A 16,247-nucleotide genomic window follows, 5' to 3' on the forward strand; every position below is an offset into this window, starting at 1 on the left:
ACCGAGAACCAGGTGAAACGGCGAGGTCTGCCGTGGATGACCAGGTATTTCTCATCATCCATGGCGGTGAACAAGCCGGTGAACAAGCCGAGGCAAAGACTCGCCGATCGGCTCCGTTCCGGGGTCTTGTGACCCAAATGTTCACCTGCTCGCGATGACGAGCCCGGCTCACAGGGGGCATACTCCTGCACGTGCAGCGTCGTTACGCCTTCCTCGACCATCCCGCCCCGCTGGCCTTCGCCCACCGCGGCGGGGCCGCCGAGGGCAGGGAGAACACCTTCGCCGCCTTCGAGCGAGCCGTCGAGCTCGGTTACACGTACCTGGAGACCGACGCGCACACCACCTCCGACGGAGTGCTCCTGGCCTTCCACGACCACACGCTGGACCGGGTGACCGACCGCCGGGGACGAATCGCCGAGCTGCCGTACCGGCTGGTGCGCGAGGCGCGAATCGGTGGCGTCGACGAGATCCCGCTGATGGAGGACCTGCTGGGCTCGTGGCCGGAGGCGCGCTTCAACATCGACGTCAAGGAGGCGGCGGCCATCGCACCGCTCGCCGAGACGGTGAGGCGGACCGCCGCCCATGACCGGATCTGCCTCACCTCCTTCTCCGAGGAGCGACTCGCCCGGGCCCGTGCCGCGATCGGCCGCGAGGTGTGCTCCTCGCTCGGACCGCGCGGTGTGGCGGCCCTGCGCGCCGCCGCCACCACCTCCGGGTACGGCCGGCTGCTCGCCCGTCTGGCCCGCGCCGGGGTGCCGTGCGCGCAGGTTCCGGTGGGCTTCCGTGGCCTGCGTATCACCACGCCCGCCCTGGTCCGCACGGCGCACGCGCTCGGCATGCAGGTCCACGTGTGGACCGTCAACGACACCGTGGTGATGGAGCGCCTGCTCGACGCGGGTGTGGACGGCCTGATGACCGACAACATCTCCGGGCTGCGCGACGTGCTGGAGGCCCGTGGCCAGTGGCACCCCGGCCGTCTCGCCGCATGAGCCGCATGAGCCGCATGAGCTGTATGAGCCGCATGAGCCGCATGAGCTGTATGAGCTGTATGAACGACATGAACCGCATGAACGACATGAACGGCGCGCGGGCGCCTGACCGCCGGAACACGCGCGGCCCCGCGAGAGCACCGGCCCGGCCGCCACGCGCGTTCCGTCTTGTGGCGACGTAAGCGCATGACGACGTAAGCGCCCCGTTCCCCCGCCCCCCAGCGAACCGAGGACCCCCATGACCTCCGAACAGGTCGTCGAGGAAACCCCCCAGGCCCGCCGTCGCGAACAGCGTGGCTGGTACTTCTACGACTGGGCGAACTCCGCCTTTCCCACCACGGTCCTGACGGTCTTCCTCGGCCCCTACCTGACGACGATCGCGGAGACCGCCGCCCAGGGGCGCCCCTACGTGGACGTGCTCGGGTTCGACGTGCGGCCCAGCGCCTACTACTCCTTCGTGGTGGGCAGCGCGGCCATCCTGCAGATCATCCTGATGCCCGTCGCGGGTGCCCTGGCCGACCACACCGGCCGCAAGAAGGAGCTCATGGGGCTGTTCGCCTACCTCGGCGCCGGCGCCACCCTCTGCTTCTGGTTCGTCGCCGACGGACGCTACCTGCTGGGCGGCGCGCTGTTCCTGGTGGCCAACCTCGCCTTCGCCGCCGCGTTCGTGATCTACAACTCATTCCTGCCGGAGATCGCCACGCCGGACGAGCGCGACAAGGTCTCCGCCCAGGGATGGGGGTTCGGCTATCTCGGCGGCGGCCTGCTGCTCGCCTTCCACCTGGCGCTCTTCCTCAACCACAAGTCCTTCGGCGTCACCGAGGGCGAGGCCGTGCGCATCGCCCTGGCCTCGGCGGGCCTGTGGTGGGGCGGGTTCACGATCATCCCGCTGCTGCGGCTGCGCAACCGGCGGGCGCTCGCCTCCGGCGCCGAGACAGCCGGCCAGGCCGTGACGGGCAGCTTCCGCCAACTGGGCCGCACCATCAGGGAGCTACGGCGCTACCCGCTGACCCTGGGCTTCCTGGTCGCCTACCTCATCTACAACGACGGCGTGCAGACCGTCATCTCCTTCTCGGCCACCTACGCCGACAAGGAACTCGGGCTGGACCAGGAGGTGCGGATCGCGGCGATCCTGATGGTGCAGTTCGTGGCCTTCTTCGGGGCACTACTGCTAGGCCGGCTCGCCGCCTCGTACGGGGCCAAGCGGGTCGTGATGGTCGCGCTGATCGCCTGGGTCGCCGTGGTGGCCGTGGCCTACTTCCTGCCCAAGGGGTCGGCGGGACCGTTCTTCGCGCTGGGGTTCGCCATCGCGATCGTGATGGGCGGGACGCAGGCACTGTCGCGGTCGCTGTTCTCACACGTGATCCCGCGAGGCAAGGAGGCAGAGTACTACAGCCTGTACGAGATCAGCGACAAGGGATCGACGTTCCTCGGCTCGTTCACCCTCGGCCTGGCGCTCCAACTGACCGACAGCTACCGGCTGGGCATCATCTCTTTGGTGATCTTCTTCGTGCTCGGTTTCGTGCTGCTCGCCCTCATCGACCTGCCCAAGGCCATCAGAGCGGCCGGAAACCAGGTGCCGGAACGCCTCTGAGAACGCCCCGGAAAAGGGTTCCTTCACAGACCGGGTCAAGAACGTGCGATTGGATCACCCTGTCTGTGGGAATCCACACACGGTATCAAGCGTTGTACGCCGTGGGAGATGAACCCCTCACGACGGGGCCCTCAGGAGGCATTCAGACATGGGCGAGCGTGCGCTACGCGGTACCCGGCTCGGGGCGACCAGCTACGAGAACGACCGTAACACCGATCTGGCCCCGCGCCAGGAGGTGTCCTACACCTGCCCGAAGGGCCATCGATTCGACGTTCCGCTTGCCGCTGAGGCCGAGATCCCGGCGACCTGGGAGTGCCGCATGTGCGGCGCGACCGCCCTCCGGGTGGACGGCGAGGTGCCGGAGGCCAAGAAGGCCAAGCCCCCACGGACGCACTGGGACATGCTGCTGGAGCGCCGCACGATCGAGGACCTGGAGGAGGTGCTCAACGAGCGCCTGGCGATTTTACGCGCCCAGCGCCGCAAGAGCGCCTGACCGATTCGAAGAGACGGAGACCTTCGGCCCCCTTCACAAGGGGGCCGAAGGTCTCCGTCTTCCCTGCTGTCCCGATGACGATCTGCCCGGTGGTGACCTGTCCCGGCGGCGACCGGGACGCGAAGTGGCTCAACTGGAAGTGGCTCAACTGATTGATGCGGAATTGGTCCTTGGGGTCGGTCCATTTTCTGCCTAAGGTCACTCCCATGACCAGTCAGACCAGCAAAGGAACCACCGGCACCACCTTGACGACGGCCGGTGAGAAAGCCGCGGCGCTGCGGGCGCTGCACGTGCCGGGCCGCCCGCTGGTGGTGCCCAACGTCTGGGACGCCGCGTCGGCGCGCGCCGTCGAGGCCGCGGGGTTCCCGGTGATCGCCACCGGCAGCGCCGCCGTCGCCCCGGTGCTCGGGTACGACGACGGTGAGGAGACACCGGTCGAGGAGATGCTGGCCGCGATCGCCAGGATCAGCCGCTCGGTCGGTCTGCCCGTCACCGCCGACATGGAACGCGGCTACGGACTGGAGCCCGCCGAACTGGTCGAACGGCTCGCCGCCGCCGGGGCTTCCGGCTGCAACCTGGAGGACTCCGACCCTCATACGGGCGCGATGATCGACGCCGGCGAGCAGGCCGCCTTCCTCGGTGCCGTCCGATCCGCCGCGGTCGACGCCGGCGTGGACCTGGTGATCAACGCCCGGGTCGACACCTACATGCACGGCACGGGAGACGCCGGGGAGCGACTGGCCGAATCGGTGCGGCGGGGCCGCAGCTACCTGGAGGCGGGTGCCGACTGCGTCTACCCGATCTTCGCGGCCGAGGCCGAGGCCATCCGCGCACTGGCCGAGCGGATCGGGGGGCCGATCAACATCCTGTTCCGTCCAGGTACGCCGTCGCTCGGCGAACTGGCCTCCCTCGGGGTGGCCCGGGTGAGCTTCGGACACGGTCTGCACGGGGCCGTGCAGGCGTACACGGCCCGGATGCTCACCGCTATCCGGGACGGCGAGAGCCCCTACTTCCCCGCCCTGTCAACTTGACCCGGCCCTAAAGGACCAGGCTTGGAGGTAGGGCACCACTGGCTGTGGTGTGGCCTCCTCCGTCCAGACCACCTATGGGGTGGCTGGGACGCGTGACTCACGCCCCGCAATCCACGCAGCCTCGCCGCGTGCGGCGATGTTGCGGGAGGCATTCCGGTCGGCGTGGGCAACGACCCCGCAGTTCCGGCAGACGAAGAGGGCCTGGTTGACCCGGTTGTTCTTCTCGATGTGGTGGCAGTCGGCGCATTCCTGACTGGTGCAGGCCGGATCAACGCGCACCAGCGGGACGCCCGCCCGCCGCGCTTTGTACTCAAGGAAGGCCCCGAGCTGGTGGAAAGCCCAGGAGTGCAGTGCTTGCGAGGAACCTCGGGCCTTCAGGACTCCGTTGGGAAATTCAGGAACAGGGCGGATCAAGCTGACAGAGGCTTCTCGAAGCAGTGGGAGCCCGCGAGCCGCTCGTACGGAGGAAAGATCGGGACAGGGGCGTAGCCCTCCCTCTCGTACAGCCTCACCGCGTCCGGCTGGCGGTCGCCGGTCTGCAGGACGATCCGGGGCGCGCCCAGCGCGCGGGCCGCGTCCTCGGCCGCGGCCAGCAGGGCGCGCGCCACGTGGGTGCCCCGGTGCGAGGGTGCCACGAACATCCGCTTGAGCTCCAGCTCTTCGCCGAGTCTGCGCAGCGCCACGTGCCCGACGGGAAGGCCCTCCGCCGAGTACGCGATCCCGGTGTAGGCGACAGTCTCGGGCTCGACGTCCATGCCCCGGGGCAGCAGGTCGGGAGTGGCGGCGAGCAGATCGGCGTAGCGAGCGTGCATCTCCTCGGTCATGGCCTGGCGCAGCGCCACGGCCGCGTCGTCGTCCCAGGGAACGGACCTGACCGTGGCCAGGCCGGTTCCCTCCGCGAACGCGGTCATAACAGTCCCTCTCCCTCGCTCCGTCTCCGCGCCGTCTGGCCGCGTTCAGCGATCGGTGAGGCCTCGGGGGCCGACGGCACCGTCAGGGGCTCCGGCACCACCGGGGGCGGCCGGCTCGTCACGGATGACCTCCCCGTGCAGCACCGGACCCGAGCCGGGCGACCTCCCGGCGTCGCGCAACACGTCGAAGGGCGAGCCGTCGCCGCCGAACGGCGAACCGAGCCCGGCGCCCGCCGCGTTCCTGGCCATGACGGTGCGGACCCGGCGGGCGAAGAACCAGGCTCCGAGCCTGCGGACCATCGGCCGGGTGAAGGGCAGCAGGCACAGGACACCCAGCACGTCGGAGAGGAATCCGGGGATGAGCAGCAACGTGCCACCCACAATGATCAGGCCGCCGCCGGCGAGCTCGCGGTCGGGCATCCGCCCGGTCTGCAGCGCGCTCTGGAGGTTACGCCAGGCCCGGCGGCCCTCGCGGCGCACGATCCAGGAACCGAGCAGGCCGCCGGCGAGCAGGAGGGCCAGCGTCGGCCAGCCACCGATGACCTGACCGACCTGAATGAGCACCAACATCTCAAGGACCGGCACTACAAGGAAGGTCAGGACCAGCAGAAAGCGCATCTTTGCCTCAACTCATGCGACAGCCGTATGACATGACAACGCCGCGGAGCGGCCGCGCGTTCCACGTTCGCTCAGCGTGGACGCGTCCTCGGCGGAGTCTCGGGAGCACGCTCTCGCCGTACCCCGGAGGTCAGCGACCACGGCGGCGGCGCAGCCGCGCGGGCAGGCCCATGACACCCCAGGCGGCGACCCGCCAGAAGGCTTCGACCACGACGCCGCGGCCCATCTTGCTGGCCCCGATGGTGCGATCCACGAAGGTGATCGGCACCTCGGTGACGCGCAGCCCGTTGCGGACCGTGCGCAGGGTCAGGTCCACCTGGAAGCAGTAGCCCTGCGACTCGACGTCGTCCAGGCCGATCTTCTCCAGGGTGGCGGCACGGTAGGCACGGAACCCCGCGGTGGCGTCGCGGACCGGAAGGCCGAGCATGAACCGGGTGTAGAGGTTGGCGCCGCGCGACAGGAGCTCCCGCGAGGCCGGCCAGTTGACGACCTTGCCACCGAGCACCCACCGGGAGCCGATCGCCAGGTCGGCCCCGTCGACCAGCATGTCCAGCAGCTTGGGCAGTTCCTCCGGCCGGTGGGAGCCGTCGGCGTCCATCTCCACGAGGATGCCGAAGCCCTCCCCCAGACCCCAGCGGAAACCCGCGATGTAGGCCGCACCCAGGCCCTGCTTGCCTCCTGGCCGGTGCAGCACGTGGACGTGGTCGTCGTCGGCCACCAGCTTGTCGGCGACCGCCCCCGTGCCGTCGGGGCTGTCGTCGTCGACGACCAGGAGGTGCGCCTCGGGCACGGTCTCGCGCAACCGCCGGGTGATCACCGGCAGGTTCTCCCGCTCGTTGTACGTCGGGACGATGACGAGCACCCGACCAAGCATCCGCTCCATCACGCGTCTCCCACCTGCTGATCGCCTTTCCGGATCACGGGGTGCCCCACGCCATGCGTCCGGCGCCGCCAGGCGGCGGCCAGCGCGCCCGCACCCACAAGTATCAAGGCCCATTCGGGCAGCGCGCCCACGCGTGTGGCGATGGTTTGCGCGGTCCTGACCGGGACGGTCAGGACGTTCATGGCGGGCACCAGTTCCCCGGTGCGCCAGGCGATCGAGCCGCTGGGGGTCACGTATGCCGATATACCAGTAATTGCGGAAGTGATCACCGCCCGATTGTGCTCCACGGCCCGCAGCTGGGACATGGCGAGCTGCTGCGGCGGCAGGTTGGTCAGCGCGTACGTGGCGTTGTTGGTCTGCACCACCAGCGGCGAGGCGCCCGTCCTGGCGGTGTCGCCCACGATGCCGTCGAAGGCCACCTCGTAGCAGTTGATCGCGCCGATGGTCACCGGTCCCAGCCGGAGGTCGCCGTCGCGGGTGCCCGGCACCGACTGCTTGCCGACCAGTGACGCGCGTTCGAACAGGGTCAGCACGAGGTCCTTGAGCGGGGTGTACTCCCCGAAGGGGACCAGTTGCTGCTTGTCGTAGTGGGCGCCTGGCCCGGTGACCGGGTCCCAGACCAGGCTGCGGGTCGCCCGCTTGTCCTTCCCGATCCCGACCACCGCGCCGACCAGGACGGGTACCCCGACGTCCTTGACCGCCGCGTCGATCTCGTTCCTGGCGAACTCACTGCGCAGCGGGTCGATGTCCGTGGAGTTCTCCGGCAGCACGACCAGGTCGGGCCGGGGAGTCCTGCCCTCCCTGACGTCCCGCGCCATCTGGTGGAGCATCCGGGTGTGGTTGCCGAGCACCACGGCCGGCTCGTCGCCCAGCGGGTGCATGCCCCGGCCGGGGACGTTGCCCTGGATGACGCCGACGATCACGTTCCTGCCCTCGTCGCCGTACCGGGGGACGGCCAGGGCCCCGGCCGGCACGGCCAGCGCTCCGGCGAGCGGCCACGCGACGGCCCGTCCCCAGCGCGGGACCCGGGACCCGGCCGGGGTCGAAGACGTGCGCGGGGCCCGGGACGCGAGCCGAGCCGGAAACGACCGCGACACAGCCGAGGCGAGCAGGCCGCCGCACAGGGCCACCGCGAAGCTCACCAGCGGTGCCCCGCCGAGTGCCGCGTACGGGGTGAAGAACGACTCACCCTGGCTGAAGGCCACCCGCGCCCAGGGGAACCCGCCGAAGGGGAACCGGCCCCTGGCCCACTCGGCCGCCACCCAGAGCGCGGCGCCCCACAGCGGCCACAGGCGCAGCCTGGCCACCAGGGCGGCCCCGGCACCCCAGGCGGCGTAGAAGGCGCTCTCCATGGCGACCAGCCCCAGCCAGGCATCGATGCCGATCGGGCTCACCCAGTGCAGGCCGGGCAGCAGCAGGGCGAGCCCGGCCAGGAGGCCCAGCCACGCGCCACGGCGCGGGCGGGTGCCGTGCACCGCCAGGATCGCCGAGGCCATGCCGAGCGGCGCGAGGAACCAGAGCCCGAGCGGTGGGAAGGCGAGGAACATCAGCAGGCCGCCGATCACCGCACCCGCGACGCGGGCGGGCAGTTCCAGGCGGGAGGGGGGAGGCGGGGCCGTCTCACTGGACGAGCCGTCCGTCACGGACACCTCCGGCACCGGGGCGGCCGTCTTCTCCTGCACCACGGGCGGGGCTCCTTGCCATGTCGTACGGGCCGGCGACGCCCGGTCCTCCTAGCCCGAACGCTACCGCCCAGTGGGCACGCCCCCAAAAAGTTCCCTGACATATTCTCCAGAAGCTCAGCAAAGAGCCCTGAAACCAGCAAAACCACCAGAGCGGCCCCGGTCACGGCAACGGGGCGGTCCGGGGTGTCCTTTCGACACCCCGGACCGCCCCGACGCTTGCGGCGCTCGCACGGGAGCGGGAAGAGAGCCCGGGCAACCCTTCGGACCGGTTCCGTCCCGTCGGCGGCGAGCGCGGATTGCCGTTGTCTACTGGGTGCCCGGACCCCTCCTGGGTCCAACCCCCCGCCCGGAAGGAGTGCCCCGCCTCGACGGACTGCCGGCCCTGCGTCTGGCTGAACGGACGGGGTCACCCCCGTCACGGGCGCAGGAAACGGCGATGTCGAAAGGCGGCCGACCGGCCAGTCCCGTGCTGGACTGGGCAGCAAACTACCGAGCCCAGCGCAGATGTCAACCGTGTCACTAACAGCGGAAACATCAAGTTTTCGCAGCTGGGACATGATCGACGAGAGCCGCCAATGGTCTCATGTGATCCGATGTCTCTCAAGTCGAGCGAGGGCATCGGGAAGCGGACCGTCGTGCACGACGCCAAGCCGCTGGGTCGCGCGGGTCAACGCCACGTAAAGGTCGCTGGCCCCGCGCGGGGACTCGCCCAGGATCGACTCCGGTTCGACCACGATGACCGCGTCGAACTCCAGCCCCTTGGCCTCGGCGACGGTCAGCACCGCCACCTGTGCGTCCAGGGCCGCGGCCCCCGGACCGGCGACCGCGCCGTCGACGGAACGGACCACCGCCTCTCCGAACTCCCGCGCGCGCGACTCGGGGACGATCACGACAAGTCGCCCACCCTCGACGCCCTCGGCCTTGACGACGTCTCCGAGGGAGGCCGTCGGGGAGACCGCCCACGGGTGCGCCCCGGTCTCCCTGACCGAGGCCGGGGCGCTCAGCGCCGGATCGACCAGGGTGAGCACGTCGGCGGCCACGGCCATCAGCTCCGCCGGGGTGCGGTAGTTGACGCTGAGGGTCTCCTCGCGCCAGCGCCCGGCCACGTAGGGGTCGAGGACCCGGCCCCAGGAGCGCGCCCCGGCCGAGGATCCGGTCTGGGCCAGGTCGCCGACGATCGTCATCGACCGCGTCGGGCAGCGTCGCATCAGCATTCGCCAGTCCATCGGCGACAGCTCCTGCGCCTCGTCGACGATGACATGGCCGAATGCCCAGCCGCGGTCGGCCGCGGCGCGCTCGGCGGTGGTCAGGAAGACGTCGTCGCCGAGGTGGCGAGCGGCGAACCTCTCGGCGTCCATGATGTCGGACAGCCCGGTCAGCTCCAGGACCTCCTTGGCGTAGGCGAGCTGGTGCTGCCGCTCGTCGAGCGCGGCGGCGCGCTGCGCGGCCTGCTCCTCCTCGGCCATCCAGGCTCCGGCCCGCAGCACCGCGGGGTCGATGTCGCCGAGCAGTTCGGCGGCCTCGTCCAGGAGCGGCACGTCGGACTCGGCCCACCAGTTCTCCCCCTTGCGGGGCGGCTCGCGCAGCATCAGCTCCCGCTCGGCCTCGCCGAACTCGGCGGCGGCGTGGTCGAGGCGCTCGCGGGAGGTGAACAGCCCGATCAGGAGCTGCTGTGGCGTGACGTAGGGCCACAGGCGGTTCAGGGCCGCCTTGACGGGGCGCTCGGTACGGAGGTCCTCGCGGATGTCGGCCAGCTCGTCGTCGTCGATCATCCCCTTGCCCAGCTGCCTGGCGGCCTGGCGGGCGAGCGCGTTGAGCAGGTGGCGGACGAAGATCGAGCGGGCCTCGTTGTGCGCCCGCTTGGAGCGGGCCGCCCTGCTCCGCGCGGCCTCCAGGACGTTGCCCTCCAGCCTGAGGGTGTAGCGGTCGAGGCGGATCTCGATCGGCTTACGCGGCACCCGCTGCCGCTCGCGCACGGCCCGTGCGATGACCTGGCCCATCCGGGAGTCACCCTTGAGCCCCGCCACCTCGGGACGCTCCCTGCGCCCGGGGACGACCCCCGGGTAAAGCTCGGAGACCGTCGACAACAGCACGTCGGTCTCCCCCAGGGAGGGCAGCACCTGCTCGATGTAGCGCAGGAACGTCAGGTTCGGCCCGAGTATGAGCACACCCCTGCGGGCCAGCTTCTCCCGGTGGGTGTAGAGCAGGTAGGCGGCGCGGTGCAGCGCGACCACGGTCTTTCCCGTGCCGGGACCGCCCTGCACGACCAGCACCCCGCCCAGGTCCGAGCGGATGATGCGGTCCTGCTCCGACTGGATGGTGGCCACGATGTCGCGCATCCGTCCGGTGCGCCGGGCGGCCAGGGAGGCCAGCAGGGCGGCCTCCCCGTTGAGGGTGGCCACGTCCTCGTCCGTGAGGTTGTCGAGGTCCAGGAGGTCGTCGTCGATCCCGATCACCCTGCGGCCCTTGGTCTGCAGGTGGCGGCGGCGGGTGACGCCCATCGAGACCGCGGGGGTGGCACCGTAGAAGGGCTGGGCGACCGGGGCACGCCAGTCGATCAGCAGCCGACGCTGGTCGTCGTCGGCCATGCCGATGCGGCCGATGTAGAGGGAGGTGTCGTCGGCGTTGTCGAGTCTGCCGAAGCACAGGCCGTTCTCGACAGCCCACAGACGGCCCAGACGCTCGGCGTACATCCCGGCGAAGGTGTCGCGCTCGGAGCGGTTCTGGTGCGTGCCGCCGCTCCCTCCCTGCGCGAGGACGCCGTCCAGCTGCCGCTGGGTGCGCTCGCGCAGCAGATCGAGCCGCGCGTAGAGACCTGAGACGTACTCCTGCTCCTTGGCCAGCTCGATTTGACGGGTTGCCGTCGCTCCATTATCGTTGCTAGTAATGGGATACTCCGGACCATTGCGCTAGTTGTTATGACAAACCATCACCCTAGCAGGTCCGTTGAGAAGTTTACCCGCCCTCTGCGCCATCACAGCTTGATTGAGGCACCCCCTGCCTGCTTGACGAGGATCCGCCGGGCTCCTTACATTCACTCGAAGTTAGGAAAGCTTCCTAACTTCGCTTCATCAGTGAACGCGAGGACGCACGCGGAGGGCCAGTGAAACAGCCGACGCCGGGCACCCCCAGCCTGCTACGCGCGATCAACGACCGCGCCGCCCTGCAGGCCCTGCTGGAGCGCGGTCCGCTGACCCGCCCGGAGATCGGCGCCCTCACCGGCCTGTCCAAGCCCACCGCCTCGCAGCTCCTCATCCGCCTGCAGGAGGCGGACCTGGTCGTGCTCGACGGCATCCGCGAGGGACTGCCCGGCCGCACCGCCGAGGTCTACCGGCTCAACCCGGCCGCCGCGTACGCCGCCGCGCTGGACGTCACACGCGCGGGCATCGACGTCAGGGTCGCCGACATCACCGGCACCGTGGTCGGCGAGCACCACCTGCCCACTCCAGGCCGCTCCGGCGGCGACGCGGTGGAGCGGGTCGCCGCCGCGCTGAAGGGTGCGGGCCCCCCGGCGACGCCGCGGTGCGCGGTCATCGGTGTGCAGGGCGCGATCGACCCGGGCACCGGCAGGCTGGCCTACGCCACCAGCAAGGACATGCCCGGCTGGCACATCCCCGATCTGGTCCGCACCCTCGGCGAAGGGCTGGGCATACCGGTCTCGATAGAGAACAACGTCAACCTCGTCGCCCAAGCCGAGCAGGCGCACGGCGTGGGCCGGGGCCACCGGGACTTCGTGCTGCTCTGGGTCGACGAGGGCCTGGGCGCGGCGCTGGTCCTCGGCGGCCGGCTGCACCGGGGCGCCACCGGCGGCGCCGGCGAGATCGGCTACATGCCCACCCCCGGCGCGCCGACCGCCGGGGACACCGGCCGCTACGCCAACCACGGCTACCAGGCGCTGACCGGTGGCCCCGCGGTGCTCAAGATCCTCCGGTCGTACGGCGTGCGTGGCAGCGCCCCCGCGCAGGCGGTGCTGAACGCCGTGCGGGCCGCCGCTTCCACCGGCAGGCGTGCCGACGACGCCCGTGCCGGGCTGCGCGACATCGCCTCCCGGCTGGCCGTCGGGCTGGCCTCGATCACCTCGGTCGTCGACCCCGAGATCATCGTGCTGACCGGCGGGACCCTGCTCGCGGGCGGCGACACCCTGCGCGAGCTCGTCGAGCACGAGCTCCACGCGCTGACCATCCCCCGGCCGCCGCTGCTGCTGTCGACCGTCGAGGGCAATCCCGTCCTCGCCGGCGCGCTCGACCTGGCCCTCGCCACCGTGCGCGACGAGGTCTTCGGCTCCACAGTCCCCTCCTGACCCTCTCGTATACCCCCACCCCCCAGACGGCACCTCGGCGGTCGGCTCCGACCCGGCGTGGAAGGAACTGCTGCGCTGGCAGAAGGAGCTCGTCGACTGGTACGGCTACGACAAGCTGGAGAAGTTCCGCAAGAGCCTGGGCCAGGAATGGTCGGCCGATCACCCGTTCCACAAGGGCAAGATCGCCATGGTCCTGGACGGCGAGTGGCGCAACGCCATGATCGCCAATGAGGCCAAGGGCCTCGACTACGGCACCGCGCCGCTCCCGGTCTCCGACGCCAAGCCCGACCTGTACGGCAGCGGCTTCACCGCGGGCACCGTGATCGGTGTGCCCAAGGGCGCCAAGAACCCGCAGGCCGCCTGGGAGCTGGTCAAGTACTGACCACCGACACCTCGGCGCTGGTCACGCTCTCCAACGCACTGCGCAACGTGCCGACCACCAAGGCCTCGCCGGAGTCACCGGACCTGGACAAGGACCCGAACTTCCAGACCTTCCTCTGGATGTCGCCCTGGCTGCTGTCGTCGATCCCGGGTGGACGGCTGCTCGGACTTCCGGACCCTGATCAAGGTGATCCTGCCGATGGCACGTCCGGCGATAGCGGCGGTGGGGCTGTTCCAGTTCTTCTACTGCTGGAACGATTACTACGGTCCGCTGCTCTACACCCAGACAAACGAGGAAAACTGGACGCTCTCTCTCGGGCTGGCGTCCTTCCGGGCACTGCACAGCGTGCAGTGGAACCTCACCATGGCGGCGACCCTGCTCGTCATGGCCCCGGTGATCGTCGTGTTCTTCTTCGCCCAGAAGGTCTTCATCGAGGGCGTCACGCTGACAGGAGTAAAAGGGTGAAACTCGCCGTTGTCGGGGGCGGCTCGACGTACACGCCGGAGCTGATCGACGGGTTCGCGCGGCTGCGCGACGAGCTGCCACTGACCGAGATCGCACTGGTCGACCCGGACGCCCGCCGGCTGGATCCGGTGTCCGGCATGGCGCGCCGGATGCTGGCACGGGCCGGGCATCCGGCCACGGTCGTCGCGACCACCTCGGTCGAGGAGGGCGTCGCCGGGGCGCACGCGGTCCTGCTGCAGCTGCGCGTCGGCGGCCAGGCGGCGCGCGACGTGGACGAGACGCTGCCGCTGGAGTGCGGCTGCGTCGGCCAGGAGACGACCGGGGCGGGCGGGCTGGCCAAGGCGCTGCGCACGGTGCCGGTGGTGCTGGACATCGCCGAGAAGATCAGAAAGCACGCGCCCGACGCCTGGATCGTCGACTTCACCAACCCGGTCGGCATCGTCACCAGGGCACTCCTGAAGGCCGGGCACCGGGCCATCGGCCTGTGCAACGTGGCCATCGGCTTCCAGCGCCGCTTCGCCGCGAACCTGGGCGTCGCCCCCGAGCGGATCTCCCTGGGCCACGTCGGCCTGAACCACCTCACCTGGGAGCGGGCCGTCCACCTGGACGGGGTGGACGTGCTGCCGAAACTGCTGGAGAGCCATGCCGAGGAGATCGCCGAGGACGTCGGCCTGAGTGCCGCGCTGATCCGCCACCTGGGCGTGGTGCCCTCCTACTACCTGCGCTACTTCTACGAGCACGACCTGGTGGTGGCCGAGCAGCGGACCAGGCCGTCGCGTGCGGCCGAGGTCGCGGCGATGGAGACGGCGCTGCTCGAGATGTACGCCGACCCGACCGTGGACACCAAGCCCGAGCTGCTGGAAAAGCGCGGCGGAGCCTTCTACTCGGAGGCCGCGGTGGCGTTGATCGCCTCGCTGGTCGGCGACCGCGGCGACACCCAGGTGGTCAACCTGCGCAACGACGGCACGCTGCCGTTCCTGCCCGACGAGGCGGTCATCGAGGTCCCGGCCACGATCACCGCGGCGGGCGCGACCGCGCTGCCGGTGGACCCGGTGGAGCCGCTCTTCGCCGGGCTCATCGCCCACGTCACGGCGTACGAGACGCTGGCGCTCGCGGCCGCGCTGCACGGCGGTGAGGGCCGCGTCGCCGACGCGCTGCTGGCCCACCCGCTGATCGGGCAGGCCACACTCTCGAAAGACCTGGCCCGGCGCCTGATCGAGGCCAACCGCGGGCACCTGTCCTGGGCGAACGCGTGAGGACGATCCTGGCCGTCGACGGCGGCAACAGCAAGACCGACGTCACGCTGGTCGGCGAGGACGGCTCGGTCATCGCCACCGGGCGCGGCGGTGCCTTCCAGCCGCAGACCGCGGGGGTGCGGGCCGCGATCGACGTGATCGGCGACGCCGTGCGCTCCGCGCTCGGCGAGGAGGCGGTCACACCCTACGCCGACCACGTGGCCGCCTATGTGGCGGGCGCGGACCTGCCGGTGGAGGAGGACGCGCTCCGCGCGGAGATCCTCCTGCGGGGGTACGGCACGGAGGTGACCGTCGGCAACGACACCTTCGCGCTGCTGCGCGCCGGGGCCTCGGGCCCCACGGGCGTGGCCGTGGTGTGCGGCGCGGGCATCAACGCGGTGGCGGTCTCCCCCTCGGGGGAGGTGGCGAGATACCCGGCCCTGGGGCGGCTCACCGGCGACTGGGGCGGTGGTCTCGGCCTCGGCGAGGAGGCGCTCTGGCACGCCGTACGGGCCGAGGACGGCCGGGGCCCCGCCAGCGCGCTGGCCTCCGCGATCCGCGAGCACTTCGGCACCCGCACCGTCGAGGAGGTGTCCCTGGCCATCCACTTCGGTGAGCTGCCCTACGGCAGGCTGAACGAGCTGGTACCGGTGCTGATGGCCGTCGCCGCCCAGGGTGACGGGGTGGCCCGCTCGCTGGTGGCGCGGATGGCCGAGGAGGTCGTCGTGCTCGCGGTGGTCGCGTTGCGCCGCCTGGACCTGCTCACCGTCCCGATGGAGGTGGTCCTGGGCGGTGGCGTGCTCACCGCCCGTGACCCGCTGATGAGCGAGCTGCTGGAGCGGGGCTTCGCCGAGCGGGCCCCGCAGGCCAAGCCGATCGTCGCCGACGTCGCCCCCATCATGGGTGCCGCCCTCCTGGGGCTGGACGCCCTCGGCGCCCCCGAGGAGGCCAGTGCCCGCCTGCGCGCCCACTTCCACACCGCGACATGATCCGCGAGGCGGTGTCACAGGTACTGGCCGGTTTCGACTCCGTTCGTCTTCGACACCCGGACCGACACCACGTTGGCCAGGTTGACGACCATGCCGATCATCTCGGTCTCAGGGCCGTATCTCACCTGGGTCAGCACCAGGCTGCGCCGCTCGTCCAGAGCACGGGAGATCGCCTCCAACGCCTCGGACTCCCCGTCGAAATCCCCGCTCGTCACGGAGACGTCCTCACCTCCCACCGGATGGAATCGGATGATCAGTGCGTCGTTGTCAGGCACAGCCGGCTCCTTTCGCCAGTGTCCACAAGAAGTACCTGCCCAGCGTCGAACGCTGTAGACAACCGTCGCCGCCCGGGCTCCATGCGGAGGACCTGACCGCCGCGGAGGCGCCCCGTCCCCGTGCGGTAAAACGGAGATATCCGCGAGGTGAATCACCTCGTCGGAATTTCGCCGGTCATGTCATTCCATTCTTGTCATAAATATTTGGTATGACGTGACTAAAGCCTTATTCGGGCGGCCCTCACCTGCATGATTATTACCACGGTAGCCATATGGCGAAGTTATAGAAACATGGAGGGTGCCGCGGCCTCACGTCCGATGTCAGCCTTGTGCACGTCCAGGCTGCCAGGTCCCGCCGATTCCCCGCGGCAGTGTCGCACGGCGCCGTTTTCGACCG

At 70.4% G+C, this 16,247-nt stretch carries 15 protein-coding genes and 1 pseudogene; 9 read left to right on the forward strand and 7 right to left on the reverse strand.

Annotated features, from left to right (window positions below; all coding sequences use genetic code 11):
* The first annotated feature begins 191 nt into the window (after positions 1-191).
* The 4 genes and pseudogenes from OIE13_RS14875 to OIE13_RS14890 all read left to right on the forward strand — a co-directional run bounded on the left by OIE13_RS14875 (position 192) and on the right by OIE13_RS14890 (position 4,107).
* Positions 192-989 carry a glycerophosphodiester phosphodiesterase gene (locus tag OIE13_RS14875; RefSeq protein ID WP_326830140.1) on the forward strand — a complete coding sequence of 266 codons (798 nt, stop codon included), beginning with the start codon at positions 192-194 and terminating at the stop codon, positions 987-989.
* A 217-nt stretch (positions 990-1,206) separates the two neighbouring features.
* A pseudogene (locus tag OIE13_RS14880) lies at positions 1,207-2,583 on the forward strand (MFS transporter); the annotation flags it as partial.
* A gap of 148 nt (positions 2,584-2,731) precedes the next feature.
* Positions 2,732-3,076, forward strand: coding sequence for an RNA polymerase-binding protein RbpA (locus tag OIE13_RS14885; RefSeq protein ID WP_030904469.1), 345 nt, complete (start codon positions 2,732-2,734; stop codon positions 3,074-3,076).
* Between the two features lie 206 nt (positions 3,077-3,282).
* Positions 3,283-4,107 (forward strand): isocitrate lyase/PEP mutase family protein, encoded by an 825-nt coding sequence (locus OIE13_RS14890; RefSeq protein WP_326830141.1) that lies wholly within the window; start codon positions 3,283-3,285, stop codon positions 4,105-4,107.
* A gap of 72 nt (positions 4,108-4,179) precedes the next feature.
* Here OIE13_RS14890 and OIE13_RS14895 read toward each other — a convergent pair whose 3' ends face one another.
* The 6 genes from OIE13_RS14895 to OIE13_RS14920 all read right to left on the reverse strand — a co-directional run bounded on the left by OIE13_RS14895 (position 4,180) and on the right by OIE13_RS14920 (position 10,897).
* On the reverse strand, positions 4,180-4,521 hold the full coding sequence (locus OIE13_RS14895; protein ID WP_442811576.1) for a zinc ribbon domain-containing protein: 342 nt from the start codon (positions 4,519-4,521) through the stop codon (positions 4,180-4,182).
* Positions 4,518-5,018, reverse strand: a complete 501-nt coding sequence (locus OIE13_RS14900) for a GNAT family N-acetyltransferase (protein ID WP_326639274.1) — start codon at positions 5,016-5,018, stop codon at positions 4,518-4,520. The genes OIE13_RS14895 and OIE13_RS14900 overlap by 4 nt, the downstream gene beginning before the upstream one ends.
* A 45-nt stretch (positions 5,019-5,063) precedes the next feature.
* Complete coding sequence (locus tag OIE13_RS14905) at positions 5,064-5,636, reverse strand: FxsA family protein (RefSeq protein WP_326830142.1); 573 nt, start codon at positions 5,634-5,636, stop codon at positions 5,064-5,066.
* Between the two features lie 130 nt (positions 5,637-5,766).
* Positions 5,767-6,519, reverse strand: coding sequence for a polyprenol monophosphomannose synthase (locus OIE13_RS14910; RefSeq protein ID WP_326830143.1), 753 nt, complete (start codon positions 6,517-6,519; stop codon positions 5,767-5,769).
* Positions 6,519-8,204, reverse strand: coding sequence for an apolipoprotein N-acyltransferase (gene lnt / locus OIE13_RS14915; protein ID WP_326639269.1), 1,686 nt, complete (start codon positions 8,202-8,204; stop codon positions 6,519-6,521). Before lnt ends, OIE13_RS14910 begins: the two co-directional genes overlap by 1 nt.
* A 581-nt stretch (positions 8,205-8,785) precedes the next feature.
* Positions 8,786-10,897: a HelD family protein gene (locus tag OIE13_RS14920; RefSeq protein ID WP_326830144.1), complete on the reverse strand. Its 2,112-nt coding sequence runs from the start codon at positions 10,895-10,897 to the stop codon at positions 8,786-8,788.
* A 410-nt stretch (positions 10,898-11,307) separates the two neighbouring features.
* Here OIE13_RS14920 and OIE13_RS14925 point away from each other — a divergent pair, with 410 nt between their 5' ends.
* The 5 genes from OIE13_RS14925 (at position 11,308) to OIE13_RS14945 (ending at position 15,575) form a co-directional block, all read left to right on the forward strand.
* Positions 11,308-12,504, forward strand: a complete 1,197-nt coding sequence (locus tag OIE13_RS14925; RefSeq protein ID WP_326830145.1) for an ROK family transcriptional regulator — start codon at positions 11,308-11,310, stop codon at positions 12,502-12,504.
* A 70-nt stretch (positions 12,505-12,574) separates the two neighbouring features.
* The gene (locus OIE13_RS14930; protein WP_326830291.1) at positions 12,575-12,886 is read left to right on the forward strand and encodes an extracellular solute-binding protein; all 312 of its coding nucleotides are present in this window, start codon (positions 12,575-12,577) and stop codon (positions 12,884-12,886) included.
* A gap of 150 nt (positions 12,887-13,036) precedes the next feature.
* The gene (locus OIE13_RS14935; protein ID WP_442816055.1) at positions 13,037-13,351 is read left to right on the forward strand and encodes a carbohydrate ABC transporter permease; all 315 of its coding nucleotides are present in this window, start codon (positions 13,037-13,039) and stop codon (positions 13,349-13,351) included.
* Positions 13,348-14,607: a 6-phospho-beta-glucosidase gene (locus OIE13_RS14940; protein WP_326639260.1), complete on the forward strand. Its 1,260-nt coding sequence runs from the start codon at positions 13,348-13,350 to the stop codon at positions 14,605-14,607. Before OIE13_RS14935 ends, OIE13_RS14940 begins: the two co-directional genes overlap by 4 nt.
* A complete protein-coding gene (locus tag OIE13_RS14945) occupies positions 14,604-15,575 on the forward strand; it encodes an N-acetylglucosamine kinase (RefSeq protein ID WP_326639258.1) in 972 nt (323 codons plus the stop codon). The genes OIE13_RS14940 and OIE13_RS14945 overlap by 4 nt, the downstream gene beginning before the upstream one ends.
* Positions 15,576-15,589: 14 nt before the next feature.
* On the opposite strand, the gene OIE13_RS14950 is transcribed toward OIE13_RS14945, so the two are convergent.
* Positions 15,590-15,850 (reverse strand): hypothetical protein, encoded by a 261-nt coding sequence (locus OIE13_RS14950; protein ID WP_326639257.1) that lies wholly within the window; start codon positions 15,848-15,850, stop codon positions 15,590-15,592.
* Positions 15,851-16,247 lie beyond the last annotated feature (397 nt).

The sequence above is a fragment of the Streptosporangium sp. NBC_01810 genome, from assembly GCF_035917355.1.
GTDB lineage: Bacteria > Actinomycetota > Actinomycetes > Streptosporangiales > Streptosporangiaceae > Streptosporangium.

Bases quoted from the DNA above. Each gene is read 5' to 3' on its own strand.
- OIE13_RS14885 (WP_030904469.1), top strand. From the start codon at position 2,732: ATGGGCGAGCGTGCGCTACGCGGTACCCGGCTCGGGGCGACCAGCTAC.
- OIE13_RS14890 (WP_326830141.1), top strand. From the start codon at position 3,283: ATGACCAGTCAGACCAGCAAAGGAACCACCGGCACCACCTTGACGACG.
- OIE13_RS14900 (WP_326639274.1), bottom strand. From the start codon at position 5,018: ATGACCGCGTTCGCGGAGGGAACCGGCCTGGCCACGGTCAGGTCCGTT.
- OIE13_RS14905 (WP_326830142.1), bottom strand. From the start codon at position 5,636: ATGCGCTTTCTGCTGGTCCTGACCTTCCTTGTAGTGCCGGTCCTTGAG.
- OIE13_RS14910 (WP_326830143.1), bottom strand. From the start codon at position 6,519: ATGGAGCGGATGCTTGGTCGGGTGCTCGTCATCGTCCCGACGTACAAC.
- OIE13_RS14920 (WP_326830144.1), bottom strand. From the start codon at position 10,897: ATGTACGCCGAGCGTCTGGGCCGTCTGTGGGCTGTCGAGAACGGCCTG.